Below are 17,240 nucleotides of genomic sequence, written 5' to 3'. Positions count from 1 at the left end.
CATGCCTCGTAAGGGTCCCGCCCCGAAGCGTCCCGTCGTCAACGACCCGGTGTACGGCGCTCCCGTCGTCACCCAGCTGGTCAACAAGATCCTCGTCGACGGCAAGAAGTCGCTGGCCGAGTCGATCGTCTACGACGCCCTCCGCGGTGTCGAGTCGAAGAACGGTCAGGATGCCGTCGCCACCCTGAAGAAGGCGCTCGACAACGTGCGCCCCACCCTCGAGGTCAAGAGCCGCCGCGTCGGTGGCTCGACCTACCAGGTTCCGGTCGAGGTCAAGCCGCACCGCGCGAACACCCTCGCGCTGCGCTGGCTCGTGAGCTACGCCAAGGGCCGTCGTGAGAAGACGATGACCGAGCGCCTGCAGAACGAGATCCTCGACGCCTCGAACGGCCTCGGTGCCGCGGTCAAGCGCCGCGAGGACACCCACAAGATGGCCGAGTCGAACCGCGCCTTCGCGCACTACCGCTGGTAACACCCGCGGAGGGTCCGCGGCCGCACCCCGGTCGCGGACCCTCCGATGGGCCCGGCATCAACCTCCCAACAGGTAAGGAAGACACCCGTGGCACAAGACGTGCTCACCGACCTCCACAAGGTCCGCAACATCGGCATCATGGCGCACATCGATGCCGGCAAGACGACGACGACCGAGCGCATCCTGTTCTACACGGGCGTCAACCACAAGATCGGTGAGACGCACGACGGTGCGGCGACCACCGACTGGATGGAGCAGGAGCAGGAGCGTGGCATCACGATCACCTCCGCCGCCGTCACCTGCTTCTGGGACAAGCACCAGATCAACATCATCGACACCCCCGGACACGTCGACTTCACGGTCGAGGTCGAGCGTTCGCTGCGCGTGCTCGACGGTGCCGTCGCCGTCTTCGACGGCAAGGAGGGCGTCGAGCCCCAGTCCGAGACGGTGTGGCGTCAGGCCGACAAGTACGACGTCCCCCGCATCTGCTTCGTCAACAAGATGGACAAGCTGGGCGCCGACTTCTACTTCACGGTCGACACGATCGTGAACCGCCTCAAGGCCAAGCCGCTCGTGCTGCAGCTGCCCATCGGTGCCGAGAACGACTTCGTCGGCGTCATCGACCTGGTCGAGATGCGTGCCCTCGTGTGGCCCGGCGACGCCAAGGGTGACGTGACCATGGGCGCCAAGTACGAGATCCAGGAGATCCCTGCCGACCTCGCCGACAAGGCCGCCGAGTACCGCGAGAAGCTGCTCGAGACCGTCGCGGAGTCCGACGAGGCGCTGCTGGAGAAGTACTTCGGTGGCGAGGAGCTCACCGTCGCCGAGATCAAGGGCGCGATCCGCAAGCTCACGATCAACTCCGAGCTCTACCCCGTGCTGTGCGGCTCGGCGTTCAAGAACCGCGGTGTGCAGCCGATGCTCGACGCGGTCGTGGACTACCTGCCCTCGCCGCTGGACGTCCCCGCCATCGAGGCGCACGACCCCAAGAACGAAGAGACGATCATCGAGCGTCACGCAGACCGTGACGAGCCGTTCGCGGCCCTCGCGTTCAAGATCGTGTCGCACCCGTTCTTCGGTCGCCTCACCTACATCCGCGTGTACTCGGGTCACCTCGACTCCGGCTCGCAGGTCGTGAACTCGACCAAGAGCAAGAAGGAGCGCATCGGGAAGATCTTCCAGATGCACGCCAACAAGGAGAACCCGGTCGACTCGGTCACCGCCGGTCACATCTACGCCGTCATCGGCCTCAAGGACACCACCACGGGCGACACCCTCTCGGACGCCGACCACCAGGTCGTGCTCGAGTCGATGACCTTCCCCGAGCCCGTCATCGAGGTCGCCATCGAGCCCAAGACCAAGGCCGACCAGGAGAAGCTGGGTGTCGCCATCCAGAAGCTCGCCGAGGAAGACCCGACGTTCCGCGTCGAGCAGAACGCCGAGACCGGCCAGACGGTCATCAAGGGCATGGGCGAGCTGCACCTGGACATCCTCGTGGACCGCATGAAGCGCGAGTTCAAGGTCGAGGCCAACGTCGGAAAGCCCCAGGTGGCCTACCGCGAGACGATCAAGAAGACCGTCGACCGCCACGACTACACCCACAAGAAGCAGACCGGTGGTTCGGGTCAGTTCGCGAAGATCCAGTTCGCGATCGAGCCGCTCGAGGTCACGGCCGACAAGACGTACGAGTTCGAGAACAAGGTCACCGGTGGCCGGATCCCGCGCGAGTACATCTCCCCGACCGACCAGGGCTTCCAGGACGCCATGAACGTCGGTGTGCTCGCCGGCTACCCCATGGTGGGTGTCAAGGCCACCCTGCTCGACGGTGCCTCGCACGACGTCGACTCGTCCGAGATGGCGTTCAAGATCGCCGGCTCGATGGGCTTCAAGGAGGCCGTCCGCAAGGCGAACCCCGTCCTCCTCGAGCCGGTCATGGCCGTCGAGGTGCGTACTCCCGAGGAGTACATGGGTGACGTCATCGGTGACCTGAACTCCCGTCGCGGCCAGATCCAGTCGATGGAGGATGCCGCCGGCGTCAAGGTCGTCCGCGCGAACGTCCCGCTGTCCGAGATGTTCGGGTACATCGGCGACCTGCGCTCGAAGACGTCGGGCCGTGCCGTGTACTCGATGGAGTTCGACAGCTACGCCGAGGTTCCTCGCGCCGTGGCCGACGAGATCATCCAGAAGAACAAGGGCGAGTAACTCCGCTCTCGTGGATGCCGGGGGCCTGCGCCCCGGCCGGGCTCCCGGCATCCGCTCAAACTCAATACCGACTCTCTAGTAACCTGAGAACCATCCCCGTAGAGAACCGGTCGCAATCCAGCGCCCGAGACTCTGCACGACCGTCCTGAGGAGGACCCAGTGGCTAAGGCCAAGTTCGAGCGGACCAAGCCGCACGTGAACATCGGAACGATCGGTCACGTCGACCACGGCAAGACCACGCTCACCGCTGCCATCTCGAAGGTGCTCGCCGACAAGTACCCGTCGGCCACCAACGTCCAGCGTGACTTCGCGTCGATCGACTCGGCGCCGGAAGAGCGCCAGCGCGGTATCACCATCAACATCTCGCACGTCGAGTACGAGACCCCCAAGCGTCACTACGCTCACGTCGACGCCCCCGGTCACGCTGACTACATCAAGAACATGATCACCGGTGCCGCTCAGATGGACGGCGCGATCCTCGTGGTCGCGGCGACCGACGGCCCGATGGCCCAGACGCGTGAGCACGTTCTGCTCGCCAAGCAGGTCGGCGTCCCCTACCTGCTCGTCGCGCTGAACAAGGCCGACATGGTGGACGACGAGGAGATCCTGGAGCTCGTCGAGCTCGAGGTGCGCGAGCTCCTCTCCTCGCAGGACTTCGATGGCGACAACGCCCCCGTCGTTCGCGTCTCGGGCCTGAAGGCTCTCGAGGGCGACGAGCAGTGGGTGAACTCGATCGTCGAGCTCATGGAGGCCGTCGACTCGTCCATCCCCGACCCCGTGCGTGACAAGGACAAGCCGTTCCTCATGCCGATCGAAGACGTCTTCACCATCACCGGTCGTGGCACGGTCGTCACGGGCCGCGCCGAGCGCGGTACCCTCGCGATCAACTCCGAGGTCGAGATCGTCGGCATCCGCCCGACGCAGAAGACCACGGTCACGGGTATCGAGATGTTCCACAAGCAGCTCGACGAGGCCTGGGCCGGCGAGAACTGTGGTCTGCTCCTGCGCGGCACCAAGCGTGACGACGTCGAGCGCGGCCAGGTCGTCGTGAAGCCCGGTTCGGTCACCCCGCACACCAACTTCGAGGGCACGGCGTACATCCTGTCCAAGGAAGAGGGCGGCCGTCACAACCCGTTCTTCACGAACTACCGTCCGCAGTTCTACTTCCGCACCACGGACGTGACCGGCGTCATCACGCTGCCCGAGGGCACCGAGATGGTCATGCCCGGTGACACCACCGAGATGTCGGTCGAGCTCATCCAGCCGATCGCCATGGAAGAGGGCCTCGGCTACGCGATCCGTGAGGGTGGCCGCACCGTCGGTGCCGGTACCGTCACCAAGATCCTCAAGTAAGTCCCTTTCGGACTGACCGGCAAGGGCCGGGCCTTCGGGCCCGGCCCTTCGTCGTTCCCGCCCCGATGGACGTCGTCTGGGCTGACGCTCTTCGGCCCGTCATCGGCCGTCGTCAGAGAACACACCGACACGATTCAGCGGCCACATGACGGCCACCACCTTGCCGAGCACGTCCTCTCGGCCGACGAACCGCGCGCACGATTCCTGCGGCGCAGTGAGCCCGCGGCAGGCGACCACCGAGTCGGCGGAGTTCGCTCGGTTGTCGCCCATGACCAGGTACGCGTCCGGCGGGACGGAGATGGCGGCGAAGCACCGGGGGGAGGCGGGTGTGGTGGAGCAGTCATTCACCCCGGGGATGAATGCAAGATCGTCGACCACATAGTCCTCGACGAGCGGGACGCCGTCGACCTGGACGAGTCCCTCGGCGGAACAGCAGCGGACGGTCGATCCGGGCCCGCCGATGATGCGCTTGACGAGGGCGTCCTGATTGCTCGGGCCGAAGCCGACGACGTCGCCGACCCATCCCGCCAGGGTGCGCAACAGCGTGCGCTCGGTGGGCGGTCCCCAGTCGTCGGGGCGGGAGAAGACGACGATGTCGCCCGGGCCCGGCGCGGACACCGCGACGGCGACGCGGCTGGCGAGGATGCGATCGCCGACCTCCAGGGTGGGGGCCATGGAACGGGAGGGGACCTGGAACGGCTTGATCAGGAGGGTCTGCGTCACCGCGAGCAGAAGCACCGCCAGGATGAGGTGCACGAGCGGGGAACGGCGCAGCGGGCCCCGACGACGAGGGGGAGTCACCCCTCCGGTGGCGGCGGTCATGCGCCCGTGATGAGTCCGTGTGTGCGGAGGTCCTGCAGCGTTCGCTCGATGAGGAGCGGGGCGGAGTCGTGACCCGGTTCGCCGAACGCGGCGACGGCTGCGGCCGTGATCTGTTCCGTCGTGGCTCCCCGGAGACACATCGTCCACGCGAGACACCCCCGACGATCCAGCACCGAGACGATGCCTTCCCGCAGGATGCAGGCGCGGCCGTCGACGAGGATCGCGTCGTCGACCTCGGTGCACCGCCACGGCCCGGTCCGCACGCCGGGCGGGGCGACCGTCCACGTCTGCGCGGCCGGCGTCGGTGCCGTGAACATCGACGCGACGAGCTGCGGCAGGTCGGTGGCATCCGCGTACACGACTCGTGTGACTGAGCCGATCCGGTCGACGATCCGGGCGATGAACTGCAGGGGGCTGGGCAGTTCCGCCAGGTAGCTGATCTGCGGGGTCATCTCGGAGATCGCGTCGATGAGATCGAGGGGGAGCACCACGGGTTCGTCGGTGTGCGGCGTCCGCTCGAGCAAGGTGATCCCGGCCAGCGTCAGATCGGTGTCGGGCAGGGGCAGGAGGCCGAGACCGCTCGGTGCGACCTGCTGCTTGAAGGGACGGCCTTCGACGATCAGCGAGAGCGGTTTGCGATACGGCGACACCGAGAGATCGGGATCGACGGCCACGCTCTCGTCGCTCACGTAGCCGAAGTGCTCACCCAGGTGGCGGACCGCTGTCGTCTTCCCTCGGCCCGACGGCCCGACCAGGGCGAGCACGCGCCCATCGGGTGCCGCCACGCCGGCTGCGTGCAGCAGCAGACGCGTCCCGCGCAGGGCGCTCAGCGCCTCGAGCGTCACGCGCGTGGAGAGGTCGGAGAGGAGGCGGGCCGCGTCGAGGTGATCCGTCGCCGGAAGCTCCGTTCGGCGCCGCAGAACGGGGGCGATGCGTGCGGTGCGGCAGTCCCGCCACGCGTCCGCGACCTCCGCGACGACGGCTGCCGGGTAGGCGGAGCCGGCATGGATGGCGACCCGGATGCCGAGCGCATCGACCTCCGCGACGGGGGTGGTTCGCTGTCGTTCGTCGACGGGTCCCATGCTTCCCTTTCGCAGGACACGGCAGATGGATGGCCGCTCGGGCGGAGACGCCCGGCCGGCAGCGCGCCCACCGTAGTCGGGCCGATCCCCGCCGATTCCGCCCGGCCTCCCCTGCGCCGCACGGGTGAAGCCGGGCGCGGGCCCACCGACGCACGTCTCGCCGCCGTTCGACACGGGCGTCGAAGACGAAACCCGTAAGCTGATCGGGTGAGTGACGCCCCCTTCGAGTCGAGCCGGCGCTCCCGCCGGGAGCAGCGGGCTGCGGTCGACGGCCCCACGACCGAGCAGCTGCTCGGTCTCGACGCGTCTCATGTCGCCGACGAGCGCCCCGCGGCGTCTGATGGCTCTACGGCCGTGCACGATCGCCCCGAGCCCCTCGACCGCTCCGCAAAAGGCTCCGGTGACGGAGGCCCGTCGTCGTTCGTCGGCACGTGGAAGCCTCTCGTGGCGGCCGCAGCCGCGTTGGTGGTGGCCACCATCGTCGGGCTTCTCGTCACCGTCGGATTCGACGGCGCCGCCGGTCGCAGCCTCGGGGGGCTCCTGGCATCCATCGTCCTCGGGGGCACCGGAATCGCGCTGATGGCGCGAACCCGCCCCGCGGGATTCTTCGCGCTGCGGGGCCTCGATGTGCTGTGGGCTCTCGTGCTCGGTGCGCTCCTGCCCTTCGTGACGGGGGTGTGGGCCGGGTCGCTGGGCTTCCCGGCGCTGGCCGCACTGTCACCGCGCTGGCTGGTGCTCGGCGTCGCGACGCCGTTCGCCGTCACGTTCATGCTGACGTTCTTCGCGATCGGCTTCGTGTACCCGGCCGCGCTGAGGTACGTCGCGAAGCGTCTGTCGTCGACGGTGGCGCGGATCGTGGCCGGGGTCGTCTCGGCCGCCGCATTCGCCATCATCCCCGTCGTGTTCGCCGGGACCGTTTCGGGGATGCCGATGGCGTTGCTCGTCGGCCTCGGCATCGCGGCATCCGTGTTCGTGGGACTGTCGGGGCGCTTCTGGGGTCCGCTTCTCATGGGCATCGTCTTCACCGGAGTGTGGGTCGCCATGTCGGTGGCGGGGTACATCCTCGCCTGAGCGCGACCCCTCACGGCGTCGACGCGTCGCTCACCGACCGCGCAACACCGGAGCGGACGCTGTCGCCAAGGCCGCCAGCGTCGCGAGCTGGACGAGCGCGACGCCCGCCGCGGCACCGGTCACGCCGGCGATACCGGCCCCCGCGATCACGGCCGGTGTGATGAGGAGCGCGCCCAGGCATACGGCGGTGAGATAGGCGCCGTCGCGACCAGACGGGAGAACCACGCACAGCCCGAGCGCGGTCGCGATGGTCATCGCGGCGAGGGCGATGCCCCCGAAGAGCGCCGTCGAAGGCGTGACCTCGAAGCCCGCCCCGAGCACGACGGGGGTCGCCCACGGCACCACCAGCGCGAAACCGGCGCCGAGGGCGAGGGCGAGGAGGGCGTGGAGACCGATGGTCCGACGCATCCGTCGCAGCGCGATCTCTCCGTCGGACGAGGACACCCAGCCCTGGAAGGACGACGTGATCATGTAGACGCCGATATAGCCGTACTTCAGCACGCGGTCGAACGGTGCGAAGGCGATCGCCGCGGGCGAGCCGACGACGCCGAGAGTGGACAGGGGAGCCGTCTCCGAGAACGTCAGCAGACCGGCGCTCAGGGCGGTCCGCCACCCCTCCCGGTACGCGGAGACGGCGTCCCCGAAGATCGCGCGCACCGAGAACCGTTCGCGCAGACCGATGAGCCACGTCGCACCGAGGAACGCCGCGATCGTTCCGACGAGCAGTGTCGCCGGGTACAGGAGCGGGATGCCGACGAGCAGCGCCGCGGCAGCACCGGCGACGTTGAGCACGATGCGGGGGATGGCATCGAAGACGAGCGCGAGCAACGGGCGGCCGACACCGATCGCGTACCAGCTCACGGAGAGGCCCTGGAGGGAGAAGGCGAGCGCCGAGACGATCGCGAGGGCGTGATCGTCGGCGTGGCTCGCGAACGCGGCGACAAGGGCGACGAGCGGAAGGACGACGAGGCTGTTGGTGCCGCGCACCAGAACGCTCGCCCGGAAGACACGGGCGGGGTGGGCCGACCGTGCGGCCTCGACGGGTCCGCGCACGGCCCAGCCGAACGTGATGAGGGTGGCGGCGAGGGTGCCCAGGGCCTGACCGATCGCGATCTCCGCGAAGGCGGTGGGACCGGCCGCGCGGGTGATGAGAGGGAGCGCGATGAGAGGCGAGATCGCCGAGACCGCCGACACTGCTGTCAGGAGCGCGACGCTGCGACCCCGGTGCGGTGCGGGGGCCTCAGATCCGGGGGAGGTCACGTTCGTCCTCGGTGACCGGACGCAGGATCACGGCGATGAGGATCCAGGTGATCGCGAACCAGAACATGCTCGTGAGCGTGGCCGACACCAGGTAGGACACGAGCAGGCCCGCGGCGACGGGTCTGCGCTCTCGCGGCACGCAGACGAACACGGTCACGAAGAGCGCGACGAGAAGGCCCAGGCCCACGATTCCGCCGTCGTACAGCACCTGGACCGGCAGCATGATGATGTGCCCGCTGACTCCGGGCGTCCCCGGCTGCTCGTGGCGCAGGCCGAACGTGTTGGTTCCATTGCCGAACCAGAGGTTGACGCCCGTCATCTCCTGCGCGGCGAGTCCTGCGACCTCCCAGCGGAACGCGATCGTGCCGCCTTGGAAGTCGACGTCGCCGATCTTGTTCTGCTGCTCGGGGTTGGTCGGATCGGGTTCACGCGTCGGCGCGGGCGAAGCGCTGTCGCTCGCGCTCGGTGCGAGGGTCCGGTCGGCGGGCTCGGTGCCGCCGAGAGCGGCGATGACGCCGTAGACGACCACGAGGGCCGCCACGAGCGCTGCCGCCGGCACGATGCGCGCCAGTCGCTCCCGCCACGGCGAGCGGCGCGAGAACACCGTGTAGAGGGCGAAGACGCCGAGGCCCAGAACGAGGCTGAACACCGCTGTGCGGGTCTGCGAGGCGACGAGGCCGAGGGGGACGCTCACCGCGATCGCCGCCGTCTCCCAGCGGCCGATGCCGCGACGGGTGACGGCGAGAAGGGCCCAGAAGATGAGGATCGAGGCGTAGATGTTGGCCTCGATCGCCGTCACCCGCGCGACGTAGACCTCGTAGAGGTAGTCGAAGTCGGTTCCCAGCGCCACCTGCCCTCGCGAGAGGTTGGCGACCGCGTACGCGGCGAATCCGACGAGAGCCCAGGGGGCGACAGAGAGTCGGCCCAGACGTGCTGCCAGGTCGGCGCCCTCGGCGATCGCCATGAGCGAGACGAGCAGCAGCAGGTCGATCGCCAGCCAGATGAGGATCGACGCACTCCACGTCAGACTCGGCGAGAAGACCGCCGTCGTCACGACGTTCCAGGCGACGAAGACCCCGTAGACGAGGGGAACGGGATGCCGCAGCGCGCGGACGAAGGGACCGCGAAGAGCAGGGTGCGCCAGCATCCAGAGCGCGAGGGCGAGCGGGACCACCTGTTCGACCCGCACGCGGAAGCCGATCACGTCGGCGTCGTAACGCCCCAGGAACGACCCGATGACCACCGCCGCGACGAGACCGAGCGTGATCAGACGCGTCCGGCCCGTGAGGGTCGGGCGGGCGTAGGCCGTGGCGGTCGAGAACGTCATGATCCGGTGACGAGGTCCCAGAGCTCGGCGCGGATGCGTCGATCGAACGTGTCCCGTGCGAAAAGGCGTTCGAAGCGTTCACGGGCGGACGCGGCGGCCTCGCGGATGGTGGCCTCGTCGAGCGCGTCGAGCGCTGCAGTCCAGTCCTCGACGCTTCCCGGGGTGACGAGCAGGGGACTGTCGCCCACGATCTCCCGCAGGCCACCGGCGTCGCTCACGAGGAGGGCGCGCCCGGCGCCGAGAGCTTCGATCGCGATGGTGGGAAGCGGGTCGGGCAGCACACTGGGCACGACCACGACGTGCGCGGCATCCAGATGGGCGCGGACATCGGTGGTGCGTCCGATGACCGTGATCTGCGGGCCTCGGGGCGACTCTGCGACGAGTGCCCGAACATCGATGGCTTCGCCGATGGGCGGGGCGTCGCCCAGGACTTCCAGTGTGAGGTCGGTCCGCGTCATACGGTTCCACGCCTCCAGGAAGACCCGATGCCCCTTCCAGGCGTTCCAGCGACTTGCGATGATCACGCGGATCCCGTCCCCGAAGGGAGGCAGCTCTTTCGGCGCATCCGTGTCGAAGCCGTTGTGCACCACGGTCGTACGGCCGCGGAGATGCAACGGGAGGGCTCGCGCCACTGCAGAGCTGACGGCGATGATGTGGTGCGCGTAGCGCAGGAAGGGGATGACGGAGCGGGAACGGCTACCGATGTGCTCGTGTAGATGGAGCACGACGCGAGCGCCGGAAAGTCGAGCGGGCGGTGCGGTCAATGCCGCGGCGGCGGTGCTCACGTAGACCAGTGCGGGCCGCGCGGCGATGAGACGCACGCCGGTCGACAGCGCGCGGACGGCGAGCCCGAAGAGGCTCGACGGGCGCAGGTAGGCGCGCCGCATGATCGGGAGGGCGAGGTGTCGGACGGTGATGCCGCGTCTGGTGAGGGCTTGCGACAGCGCCCGCTCTGGATAGTCGATGTCCGTCGGCAGCCACACCTCGAGATCGAGATCGTCCGGGACGGTGCGCAGCACCTCGAGGAGCACTCGGTCCGCCCCGTACATCTCGTCCGAGGGATGGATGACGATGGCGCGTCGCCGACTCACGACATGTTCCGATTCTTGATCTCGCGCGCCGGGATGCCTCCGAACACGGCGCCGGCGGGGACATCACGAGTGACGACGGCGCCGGCCGCGATCACGGCGCCGTCACCGATCGTGACACCGGAGGTGATGGTGACGCCGCTGGCGATCCAGCAGCCGGAGCCGATCGTGATGGGCGCCCAGGCCACGCCTTGTGACTTCACATCGACGGTGGGGTCGTCCATGACGTGGTCCTCCGCGAATACTCGTACGCCGGGCCCGAGCATCGTTTTCTCGCCGATCGTCACGCCCCCGGAACATCCGATGTAGCAGCCCGGTGACAGGCTGCTGTCGTCGCCCATGACAAGACCCACCCCGACAGCGCGCGAGTAATAGCTGCTGGGTCGAATGAGGGCGCCGGACCCGATGGACACCCGGTCGCCGAGCCGGATGCCTTCACGGCTCAGGCCCTGGATCTCCGCGAAATCCTCGACGACGACATCCGTCCCCACATGCACGAGGTGAGGGTTTCGCACGCGCACGCCTCGGCCGATGAGCGGCAATCCTCGCCGGGAACCGAGCCGGGGAGCCAGCAGAGCGCCGCGAACGGCCATGGGACCGACCTTCGCCGCCAGTTGCGCGCTGACGATCCGCCAGCGGGCGCTTCCTGCTTCGAGGACGCGCTGGCGCTGCTCGTCGATGATCTTCTGGGCGATACCCACTTCAGCTCACCGAATCCCTTCTGTTCGCGCGACGGCAGAAACGCCACGGCGAGCGGGTCGGACGTCGGGGCGCGCCCGAAGGCGACGGCGAGCGTCTTCCCATGCTCGAGACGGAATCCATCACTGCAGTATTACGAGGGTTCGGCGCGGAATCTGAGATATTCCAGGGAGCGTCGTCGATGATCATCGCTGGGGCTGGCAGGGCGACCCGCGACTTCTGCTCCACGCGTTTCCCCATACTCTGTCGGCCGACGAAAGCCCCTCTTCCAGCAGCGCGTCGAGATCGCTCTTCTGAAGGCTCCCACCGGACTCAGGTAGCATACCGACCGCGCGGCAGGTGCCCGTCGCGCCCGACGCCGGACCACCGACTCGCGGCGTGATCGGATTGAAATGTCACGTGCATCCTCTCGCCGCCGCGTCCGTCCGGCGGTCATCGCATGGCTCGCGCTCGGCGCTCTTTGTGCAGCGCTCGTCGCCATCGTCGCCGCCGTCGGTGTCGGCGCATTTGTCGCACAGAAAGAACTCCGTGCCGCGGTTCCCGTTGTGTCGGAGATGCAGGAACAGTTCGCCTCCGACGACCGCGGGGCGCTTGACGACTCGATCGCTGAGTTGCAGATGCACGCCGGAGCAGCCCGCGGCGCAGCCGACACCTGGCTGTGGTGGATCGCCGAGCAGGCACCGTTCATCGGGCCGTCGCTTCACGCCGTGCGCGAATCAACCGTCGCCGTCGATGAGCTCGCGAAAGGCGTGCTGCCCGAGTTGGTCGACATCGATCCCGCCCTGCTGAGGCCCCGGGGTGGGACTTTCAACATCGCCGGGCTCACAGAGCTCTCTGCCCCGATCGCGGCAGCTTCTGATGCGGCCGAGCGCGCGTCGGGTGCCCTGGAGGGTGTGAATCTTCGGCAGGTTCCCGGACTGCTCCGCGAGCCGCTGTCGCAGCTCACCGCAGCAGTCGCCGCGCTGCAGCCGGCGCTCTCGCGAGCCGACGCCGTCCTGCCGCAGCTCCCATCCTTGATGGGGCAGGACGGGCCCAAGAATTATCTGCTTCTCGTGCAGAACAATGCGGAGGCTCGGGGGTTGGGAGGTATCCCCGCATCCGTCGTCCTCCTCAGGGTCGAGAACGGCAGATTGGATATAGTCCAGCAGGCATCCAGCCGTGATTTCGCCAACGAGCGGGAGACGCCGATTGTGCCGCTCGACCCGGAAGTCGTCAAGCTCTACGACGACAAGATCGGGCGTTGGTCGCAGGACGTGACATCAACGCCTGATTTCGGTCTTTCTGCGGAACTGGCGAAGGCCTACTGGACCGAGCGTTTCGGTACGCCCGTAGACGGGGTGCTGGCGATCGATCCCGTCGTACTGTCCTACATCCTCGAAGCGACCGGTCCCATCACCCTCGCGACGGGCGATGAACTTACCGCGACGGACGCGGTTCGCATCCTGCTCAGCGACGTCTACGCACGTTATCCCGACAACAAGGACCAGGACATCTTCTTCGCGTCTGCGGCCGTGGAAGTCTTCGACGCAATCTCCTCGGGGGACTTCTCGCCGATCCCCTTCGCCTCCGCCGTCGTCAGATCCATCGATGAGAACCGCATCTACTTCTACCCGTTCGATGATGCGGCACGGGCCACATTCGCCGGATCGCGTCTTCTCGGGCCCCTTCCGTCGACGTCGGAGGGCACGGATGCCACCGTTGGCGTCTTCGTGAACGACCTCACCGAAGCGAAGCTCAGCTTTTACACGAACATGTCGACGGAGCTTGTCGTCGACCGTTGCTCGGCTGTCCCGACCTACACAGCCGTCGTGACGTTCGCCAACGGCCTCGACGAGGCTACTTCCAACAGCCTCGTCGAATACGTCAACGCGGGCGCGCACTACCCAAAGGGCACCATCGGAACCGATCTGCAGATCTATGGCCCCATCGGCTCACACTTCGTGAATGCTGTGGTCGACGGCGCGGACGTGGCCATCACGACGGGGGAGCACCTCGACCGTCCCGTCGGGCGGTTGTGGATCGTCAACCCCCCTCAGACGGTGCACACGCTCGCTGTGAAGTTCGAGGGGACGCGGGCGGACGGCGACGACGTCGCATTGGTCCACACACCGATGGTCAATCCCGTTTCGAGCACCGTTGTGGAAGCTCCGTGCAAATAGGGTCAAGAACCGGGCGGCACCGGTCTCGCACTAAAGCAGCGACGCCTCAGAGCACGACGAACAGATAGGCGTACGCGGCGAGCAGGCCGAGATTGGTTAGCGCCGCGATGGGGGCGAGCACCCCAAATGATCCCCGACGCAGAACCACGGCGACTACGGCGAGGGCGAGGCCCAGCACCGCACCCGCCGTACTCAGCGCGAGAGTGCTCGGCAGCGAGATCGTCTCCACAAAAGCTGCCCATATCCGTGCGACGACTGCGAGCTGTACGCCGAGGGACGCGACGGCGGCCAGCAGCGACAGGCTGCCGAGGACTCGGGGGGCTGTCTTCACGGAGCGAGCCTACCCGAGGGTGTTTCGGCGCCTGTCGTGACCCGGGCCGACGGGAAGACGAAGAAGTGATAGAGCGCGAAGCGGACGACGGTCACACCGGCGATGGAGACGAGGTTCACAATGTTGAGCCCAAGGGGGTGAGTCTCGCCGAAAACGGCGTCCAGCGCACGCGCGCCCAGCCAGACCGCGCCACCTCCGATGGCGGTGCAGGCGGCATTGACGATCAAGAACCGAATGATCTGTCGCCCTGCACCCGTCCGGGACCGGGTGCGGAAAGCCCACTCGCGGTTTCCGATGTATGCGTTGACCAGCGCGATCAGCGAGGCGATCACCTTCGCTGACACGGGGTCTACCCCAGCGATGAGCAGGAGATTGAACGCCACCACCTCGATGAGCGTGCTGGCCGCGCCCACGACGAGGAAGCGTGCAGACAGCGCGCCTGCACGGCGAAGATTCCGGCTGCGCCCCACGAGTGTCATACGCTACATGTTCGGGGGAAGTGACGGGTGAGATCACCCCGGTCGGGAACGGGGATGCCAGGGTGCAGGGTAGGGACCATGTAGCGGTCGTGATACCCGCCTTCAATGAGGCGGAGGGATTGCCGACGTTCCTCGCGGAGATACGAGCCTCGTTCGAGGCCCGTGCGACGTCTGTCACCCTGATCGTCGTGGATGACGCCTCTACCGACGGCACAGGCGCGTCGGCTGCCGACTTGGCCGACGTCGTGCGCGCCCCCACGAACCGCGGGCACGGACCGTCGGCCCTCGCAGCCTATGCCGAGGGCCTCAGGAGCGGTGCGGACGCGATCGTGCACGTCGACGGTGACGGGCAGTTCCTGGGAGACGACATCGCACGGGTCGCGGCTGCTCTGAACGGCGCCGACGTTGTCCACGGCGTGCGCCGCGGCAGGACGGACCCATGGTTCCGACGGACCCTCAGCGCCCTCGTCGGTTTCGCCGCGCTCATGCTGTGCGGGAGGCCAGTACCCGACGTCAACACTCCGCTGCGCGCATACCGGCCGGACGCGCTACGGAGGCTCATGTCCGGCGTCCCAGATAATGCGCTGGTTCCGCATGTGCATTTCTCGATCGCTGAGGCCCGCTGGCGCTTCCGCGTTCGCTATATCGCCGTGACGAGCATTCCGCGTCGCGGGGCCAACGCGCAGGGGACGATGTGGGGGTCGGGTCGAGCACGCCTCGTGTTTCCGCCGCGCCAGCTTCTCCGCTTCGCCCGGCGCGCATTCGCAGAGCTCTGGCATGTCGACATAGCGCGGTCGCGCCGTCGCGCTGGCCGCCCCGATCGCCGTACCGCGGCTCTGCGTGGCTGACCGTGCGGGTCGTGATCGCTACGGCGGGACTCATGATGTGCCTCGCCGTGGTGTTGGCGGCAACACTGTCGCCGACCCCAATAGATCAAGGGTATGAAGGCGCGATCGCCCGAGTCCTGTCCGTTCTGCACCGCAACGGAGTTCCCGACTGGTTCGGGTACCGCTGGGTGGAGTTCACGGCCAACGTCGCGATGTTTGTTCCGCTCGGCTTCTTCCTGTCGATCGTGTTCCCGACGCGCTTTCGGTGGATCGCCCTGCCCTTGATCCCCTCGGTCTCCTTCGCCCTCGAGACCCTGCAGTTCTTCGTCCTGCCGCGGCGATTCGCGACAGTGAATGACGTGATAGCGAACACCATCGGCGGCTGGACGGGGATTGCGCTCGCGGCCCTCATGGTGGCCGCCGTGCACGTACGCGACCGACGCGTCGTAGAGCAGTGGCGGGCGCGGAATCTGGTGTCGGTGGGGGAGCCCCCCGTATGACCCCCAACCGGCGCATCGCTGCGGTTTTGTCGACGGCATCCGCTCTGGCCATCGGCGTCGCCGCGTACCTCCCCATGGTGCTCTCAGGTCACATCACGCGGGACTCGGGTGTATTCCTTTACACAGGAATGGTCGTCTCACGCGGTGGGATGCCGTACGTCGATTCGTGGGATCACAAGGGGCCTCTCCTTGCCGCTATCGAGACGGCTGCGTGGCAGCTCGGCGGGGGCATCGTCGGTGCGCCCGTCCTCGAGGCACTCGTCCTCACGCTGGGGCTGGGCGTCGCCGGGGTGATGTGGACGCGCTGGATCGGAGCCTGGGCGGCTGTCGCGGTGCTTGTGACAGGGGTCACCTACCTCGGGGTATTCGAGGGGGGCAACTTCACTGAAACGTGGCTGTTCCCATTCCAACTCGTCGCCTACAGCGCAGCGGCGCGGGTCGCCCTCACCTGTGGCCGAGACGCCCCGGCACGAGTCGCGGGCTGGGCGGGACTGATCATCGGCCTCGCCCTGGCGGTCGGTCTGTACACGCGAATGAACAACGTGGCGGGTCTCCTCTTGCTGACCGTTATCGGAACGCTCTTCCTGCGTCGCCGACTGAACTTTGCCGGCGCGGTTGTCCTTGCCGTCGGCGTCGTGGGGACGGCACTGGCTCTGTGGTTGCTCACCGGGGACGCACTGCGGGCCGCCGTTGATCAGTACGTGCGGTACAACCTGTTCTACTCGGGGGGAGCCGGCGCCGCAGAACGCTTGGATGCATTCGGAACGCTGTCGACCATCCTCGTGTCCGGCGCCGTGGTCGCGACCGCCCTCCTGTTCCTGGGCGCGTGGATCCTGACCCAGCGCAGCATGGACGGCGGTGGCCGCAATAGCTCGGCCGTCATTGCGCTCTTCCTCGCCGTGGGTGGCCTGGATGCCCTGTCACAGATGATCTCGGGTCGGCCCTACCCTCATTATCTCGTCGTTGCCATCCCCGGATTCGCCGTCGCTGTCGTGGTGATGGGTGCTCGATTGCTGCCGGCAGTCTCGCGCCTGTGGCCGGCTCGCCGCCCTGGCTCGCTACCATTCATGGCCGGGGGTGCCGCGCTCGCGGTCGTCACGCTCGTCCTCTCTAGTTCGACGGTGGCCGCCTTGGAGTGGTCGCGGACTGTCGTGGGCGCGGGCGTGTTCCGTGAGGGCTCCTACCAAGCGCAACTCGTCGACAAGGTCCGAGCCGAGACGTCTCCGGATGATCGCGTGCTCGTGCATGGTGCGGAGACCTGGATCCTCGCGTCGGCGGAGAGGCTCTCTCCGACCGCAATCACGTACTCGCTCCCCGTGGAGCAGGGTTATGGCAGCCTTCCGGCGCAGTATCTTGCCGACCTCACGTCGCTCCCACCCGCATTGATCGTCGAATCGCCGGAGTCGTGTGGGATCTCCAACGCATGCACACCGGACAAGGCGAACTTCGAAGGATTGGCGCCATGGGTTGCGTCTGGCTATGAATTGGAGGGCGACCTGTTTGGGTTCCGCTTCTGGCGACGCATCGCACCATGAGGAGTTGGTCGCCCGGGCGCACGACAAGACAGT

At 67.6% G+C, this 17,240-nt stretch carries 16 protein-coding genes; 8 read left to right on the top strand and 8 right to left on the bottom strand.

Annotated elements, in window-relative coordinates:
- Window position 1 precedes the first annotated feature (1 nt).
- The 3 genes from rpsG to tuf all read left to right on the top strand — a co-directional run bounded on the left by rpsG (window position 2) and on the right by tuf (window position 4,027).
- Entirely contained in the window at window positions 2–472 is a 471-nt protein-coding gene (rpsG, locus tag LL239_RS06540) for a 30S ribosomal protein S7 (protein WP_135063307.1), read from the top strand.
- Window positions 473–559: 87 nt separating this feature from the next.
- Window positions 560–2,674, top strand: coding sequence for an elongation factor G (fusA, locus tag LL239_RS06535; protein WP_228162640.1), 2,115 nt, complete (start codon window positions 560–562; stop codon window positions 2,672–2,674).
- A gap of 159 nt (window positions 2,675–2,833) precedes the next feature.
- Complete coding sequence (tuf, locus tag LL239_RS06530) at window positions 2,834–4,027, top strand: elongation factor Tu (RefSeq protein WP_228162638.1); 1,194 nt, start codon at window positions 2,834–2,836, stop codon at window positions 4,025–4,027.
- A 99-nt stretch (window positions 4,028–4,126) separates the two neighbouring features.
- Here tuf and lepB read toward each other — a convergent pair whose 3' ends face one another.
- Window positions 4,127–4,849 (bottom strand): signal peptidase I, encoded by a 723-nt coding sequence (gene lepB, locus LL239_RS06525; RefSeq protein WP_228162637.1) that lies wholly within the window; start codon window positions 4,847–4,849, stop codon window positions 4,127–4,129.
- A complete protein-coding gene (locus LL239_RS06520; RefSeq protein WP_228162634.1) occupies window positions 4,846–5,931 on the bottom strand; it encodes a hypothetical protein in 1,086 nt (361 codons plus the stop codon). Before LL239_RS06520 ends, lepB begins: the two co-directional genes overlap by 4 nt.
- 207 nt (window positions 5,932–6,138) lie before the next feature.
- Between LL239_RS06520 and LL239_RS06515 the strand changes: the two genes are divergently transcribed.
- Window positions 6,139–7,002, top strand: coding sequence for a hypothetical protein (locus LL239_RS06515; protein WP_228162633.1), 864 nt, complete (start codon window positions 6,139–6,141; stop codon window positions 7,000–7,002).
- A 30-nt stretch (window positions 7,003–7,032) separates the two neighbouring features.
- Here the strand turns inward: LL239_RS06515 and LL239_RS06510 are convergent, their stop codons facing one another.
- The 4 genes from LL239_RS06510 to LL239_RS18030 are packed head-to-tail and all read right to left on the bottom strand — an operon-like array spanning window position 7,033 to window position 11,378.
- Complete coding sequence (locus tag LL239_RS06510) at window positions 7,033–8,262, bottom strand: hypothetical protein (RefSeq protein ID WP_228162632.1); 1,230 nt, start codon at window positions 8,260–8,262, stop codon at window positions 7,033–7,035.
- Window positions 8,243–9,589, bottom strand: coding sequence for an O-antigen ligase family protein (locus LL239_RS06505; protein WP_228162631.1), 1,347 nt, complete (start codon window positions 9,587–9,589; stop codon window positions 8,243–8,245). The genes LL239_RS06510 and LL239_RS06505 overlap by 20 nt, the downstream gene beginning before the upstream one ends.
- Window positions 9,586–10,680, bottom strand: coding sequence for a glycosyltransferase family 4 protein (locus LL239_RS06500; RefSeq protein WP_228162630.1), 1,095 nt, complete (start codon window positions 10,678–10,680; stop codon window positions 9,586–9,588). Before LL239_RS06500 ends, LL239_RS06505 begins: the two co-directional genes overlap by 4 nt.
- Window positions 10,677–11,378, bottom strand: a complete 702-nt coding sequence (locus tag LL239_RS18030; RefSeq protein ID WP_308218563.1) for an acyltransferase — start codon at window positions 11,376–11,378, stop codon at window positions 10,677–10,679. The genes LL239_RS06500 and LL239_RS18030 overlap by 4 nt, the downstream gene beginning before the upstream one ends.
- Window positions 11,379–11,768: 390 nt before the next feature.
- On the opposite strand from LL239_RS18030, the gene LL239_RS06490 reads away from it, so the two are divergent.
- The gene (locus LL239_RS06490; RefSeq protein ID WP_228162629.1) at window positions 11,769–13,535 is read left to right on the top strand and encodes a DUF4012 domain-containing protein; all 1,767 of its coding nucleotides are present in this window, start codon (window positions 11,769–11,771) and stop codon (window positions 13,533–13,535) included.
- A gap of 46 nt (window positions 13,536–13,581) precedes the next feature.
- Here the strand turns inward: LL239_RS06490 and LL239_RS06485 are convergent, their stop codons facing one another.
- Both LL239_RS06485 and LL239_RS06480 read right to left on the bottom strand, forming a co-directional pair.
- Complete coding sequence (locus LL239_RS06485) at window positions 13,582–13,866, bottom strand: hypothetical protein (protein ID WP_228162628.1); 285 nt, start codon at window positions 13,864–13,866, stop codon at window positions 13,582–13,584.
- Window positions 13,863–14,345, bottom strand: a complete 483-nt coding sequence (locus LL239_RS06480; RefSeq protein ID WP_228162627.1) for a GtrA family protein — start codon at window positions 14,343–14,345, stop codon at window positions 13,863–13,865. The genes LL239_RS06485 and LL239_RS06480 overlap by 4 nt, the downstream gene beginning before the upstream one ends.
- On the opposite strand from LL239_RS06480, the gene LL239_RS06475 reads away from it, so the two are divergent.
- The 3 genes from LL239_RS06475 to LL239_RS06465 are packed head-to-tail and all read left to right on the top strand — an operon-like array spanning window position 14,291 to window position 17,207.
- On the top strand, window positions 14,291–15,193 hold the full coding sequence (locus LL239_RS06475; RefSeq protein ID WP_308218562.1) for a glycosyltransferase family 2 protein: 903 nt from the start codon (window positions 14,291–14,293) through the stop codon (window positions 15,191–15,193). The two genes, LL239_RS06480 and LL239_RS06475, sit on opposite strands and share 55 nt — an antisense overlap.
- 11 nt (window positions 15,194–15,204) lie before the next feature.
- Complete coding sequence (locus tag LL239_RS06470; RefSeq protein WP_228162625.1) at window positions 15,205–15,672, top strand: VanZ family protein; 468 nt, start codon at window positions 15,205–15,207, stop codon at window positions 15,670–15,672.
- Entirely contained in the window at window positions 15,669–17,207 is a 1,539-nt protein-coding gene (locus tag LL239_RS06465) for a hypothetical protein (protein WP_228162623.1), read from the top strand. Before LL239_RS06470 ends, LL239_RS06465 begins: the two co-directional genes overlap by 4 nt.
- Window positions 17,208–17,240 lie beyond the last annotated feature (33 nt).

It is taken from the genome of Microbacterium testaceum, from assembly GCF_020781835.1.
GTDB lineage: Bacteria > Actinomycetota > Actinomycetes > Actinomycetales > Microbacteriaceae > Microbacterium > Microbacterium testaceum_H.
This window is presented reverse-complemented; position numbering and strand designations above follow the sequence as displayed.

What these genes read in the sequence shown, in the direction of transcription:
- rpsG (WP_135063307.1), top strand. Translation starts at nt 2, where the DNA reads ATGCCTCGTAAGGGTCCCGCCCCGAAGCGTCCCGTCGTCAACGACCCG.
- LL239_RS06480 (WP_228162627.1), bottom strand. Translation starts at nt 14,345, where the DNA reads ATGACACTCGTGGGGCGCAGCCGGAATCTTCGCCGTGCAGGCGCGCTG.
- LL239_RS06505 (WP_228162631.1), bottom strand. Translation starts at nt 9,589, where the DNA reads ATGACGTTCTCGACCGCCACGGCCTACGCCCGCCCGACCCTCACGGGC.
- LL239_RS06520 (WP_228162634.1), bottom strand. Translation starts at nt 5,931, where the DNA reads ATGGGACCCGTCGACGAACGACAGCGAACCACCCCCGTCGCGGAGGTC.
- LL239_RS06465 (WP_228162623.1), top strand. Translation starts at nt 15,669, where the DNA reads ATGACCCCCAACCGGCGCATCGCTGCGGTTTTGTCGACGGCATCCGCT.
- LL239_RS06490 (WP_228162629.1), top strand. Translation starts at nt 11,769, where the DNA reads ATGTCACGTGCATCCTCTCGCCGCCGCGTCCGTCCGGCGGTCATCGCA.
- lepB (WP_228162637.1), bottom strand. Translation starts at nt 4,849, where the DNA reads ATGACCGCCGCCACCGGAGGGGTGACTCCCCCTCGTCGTCGGGGCCCG.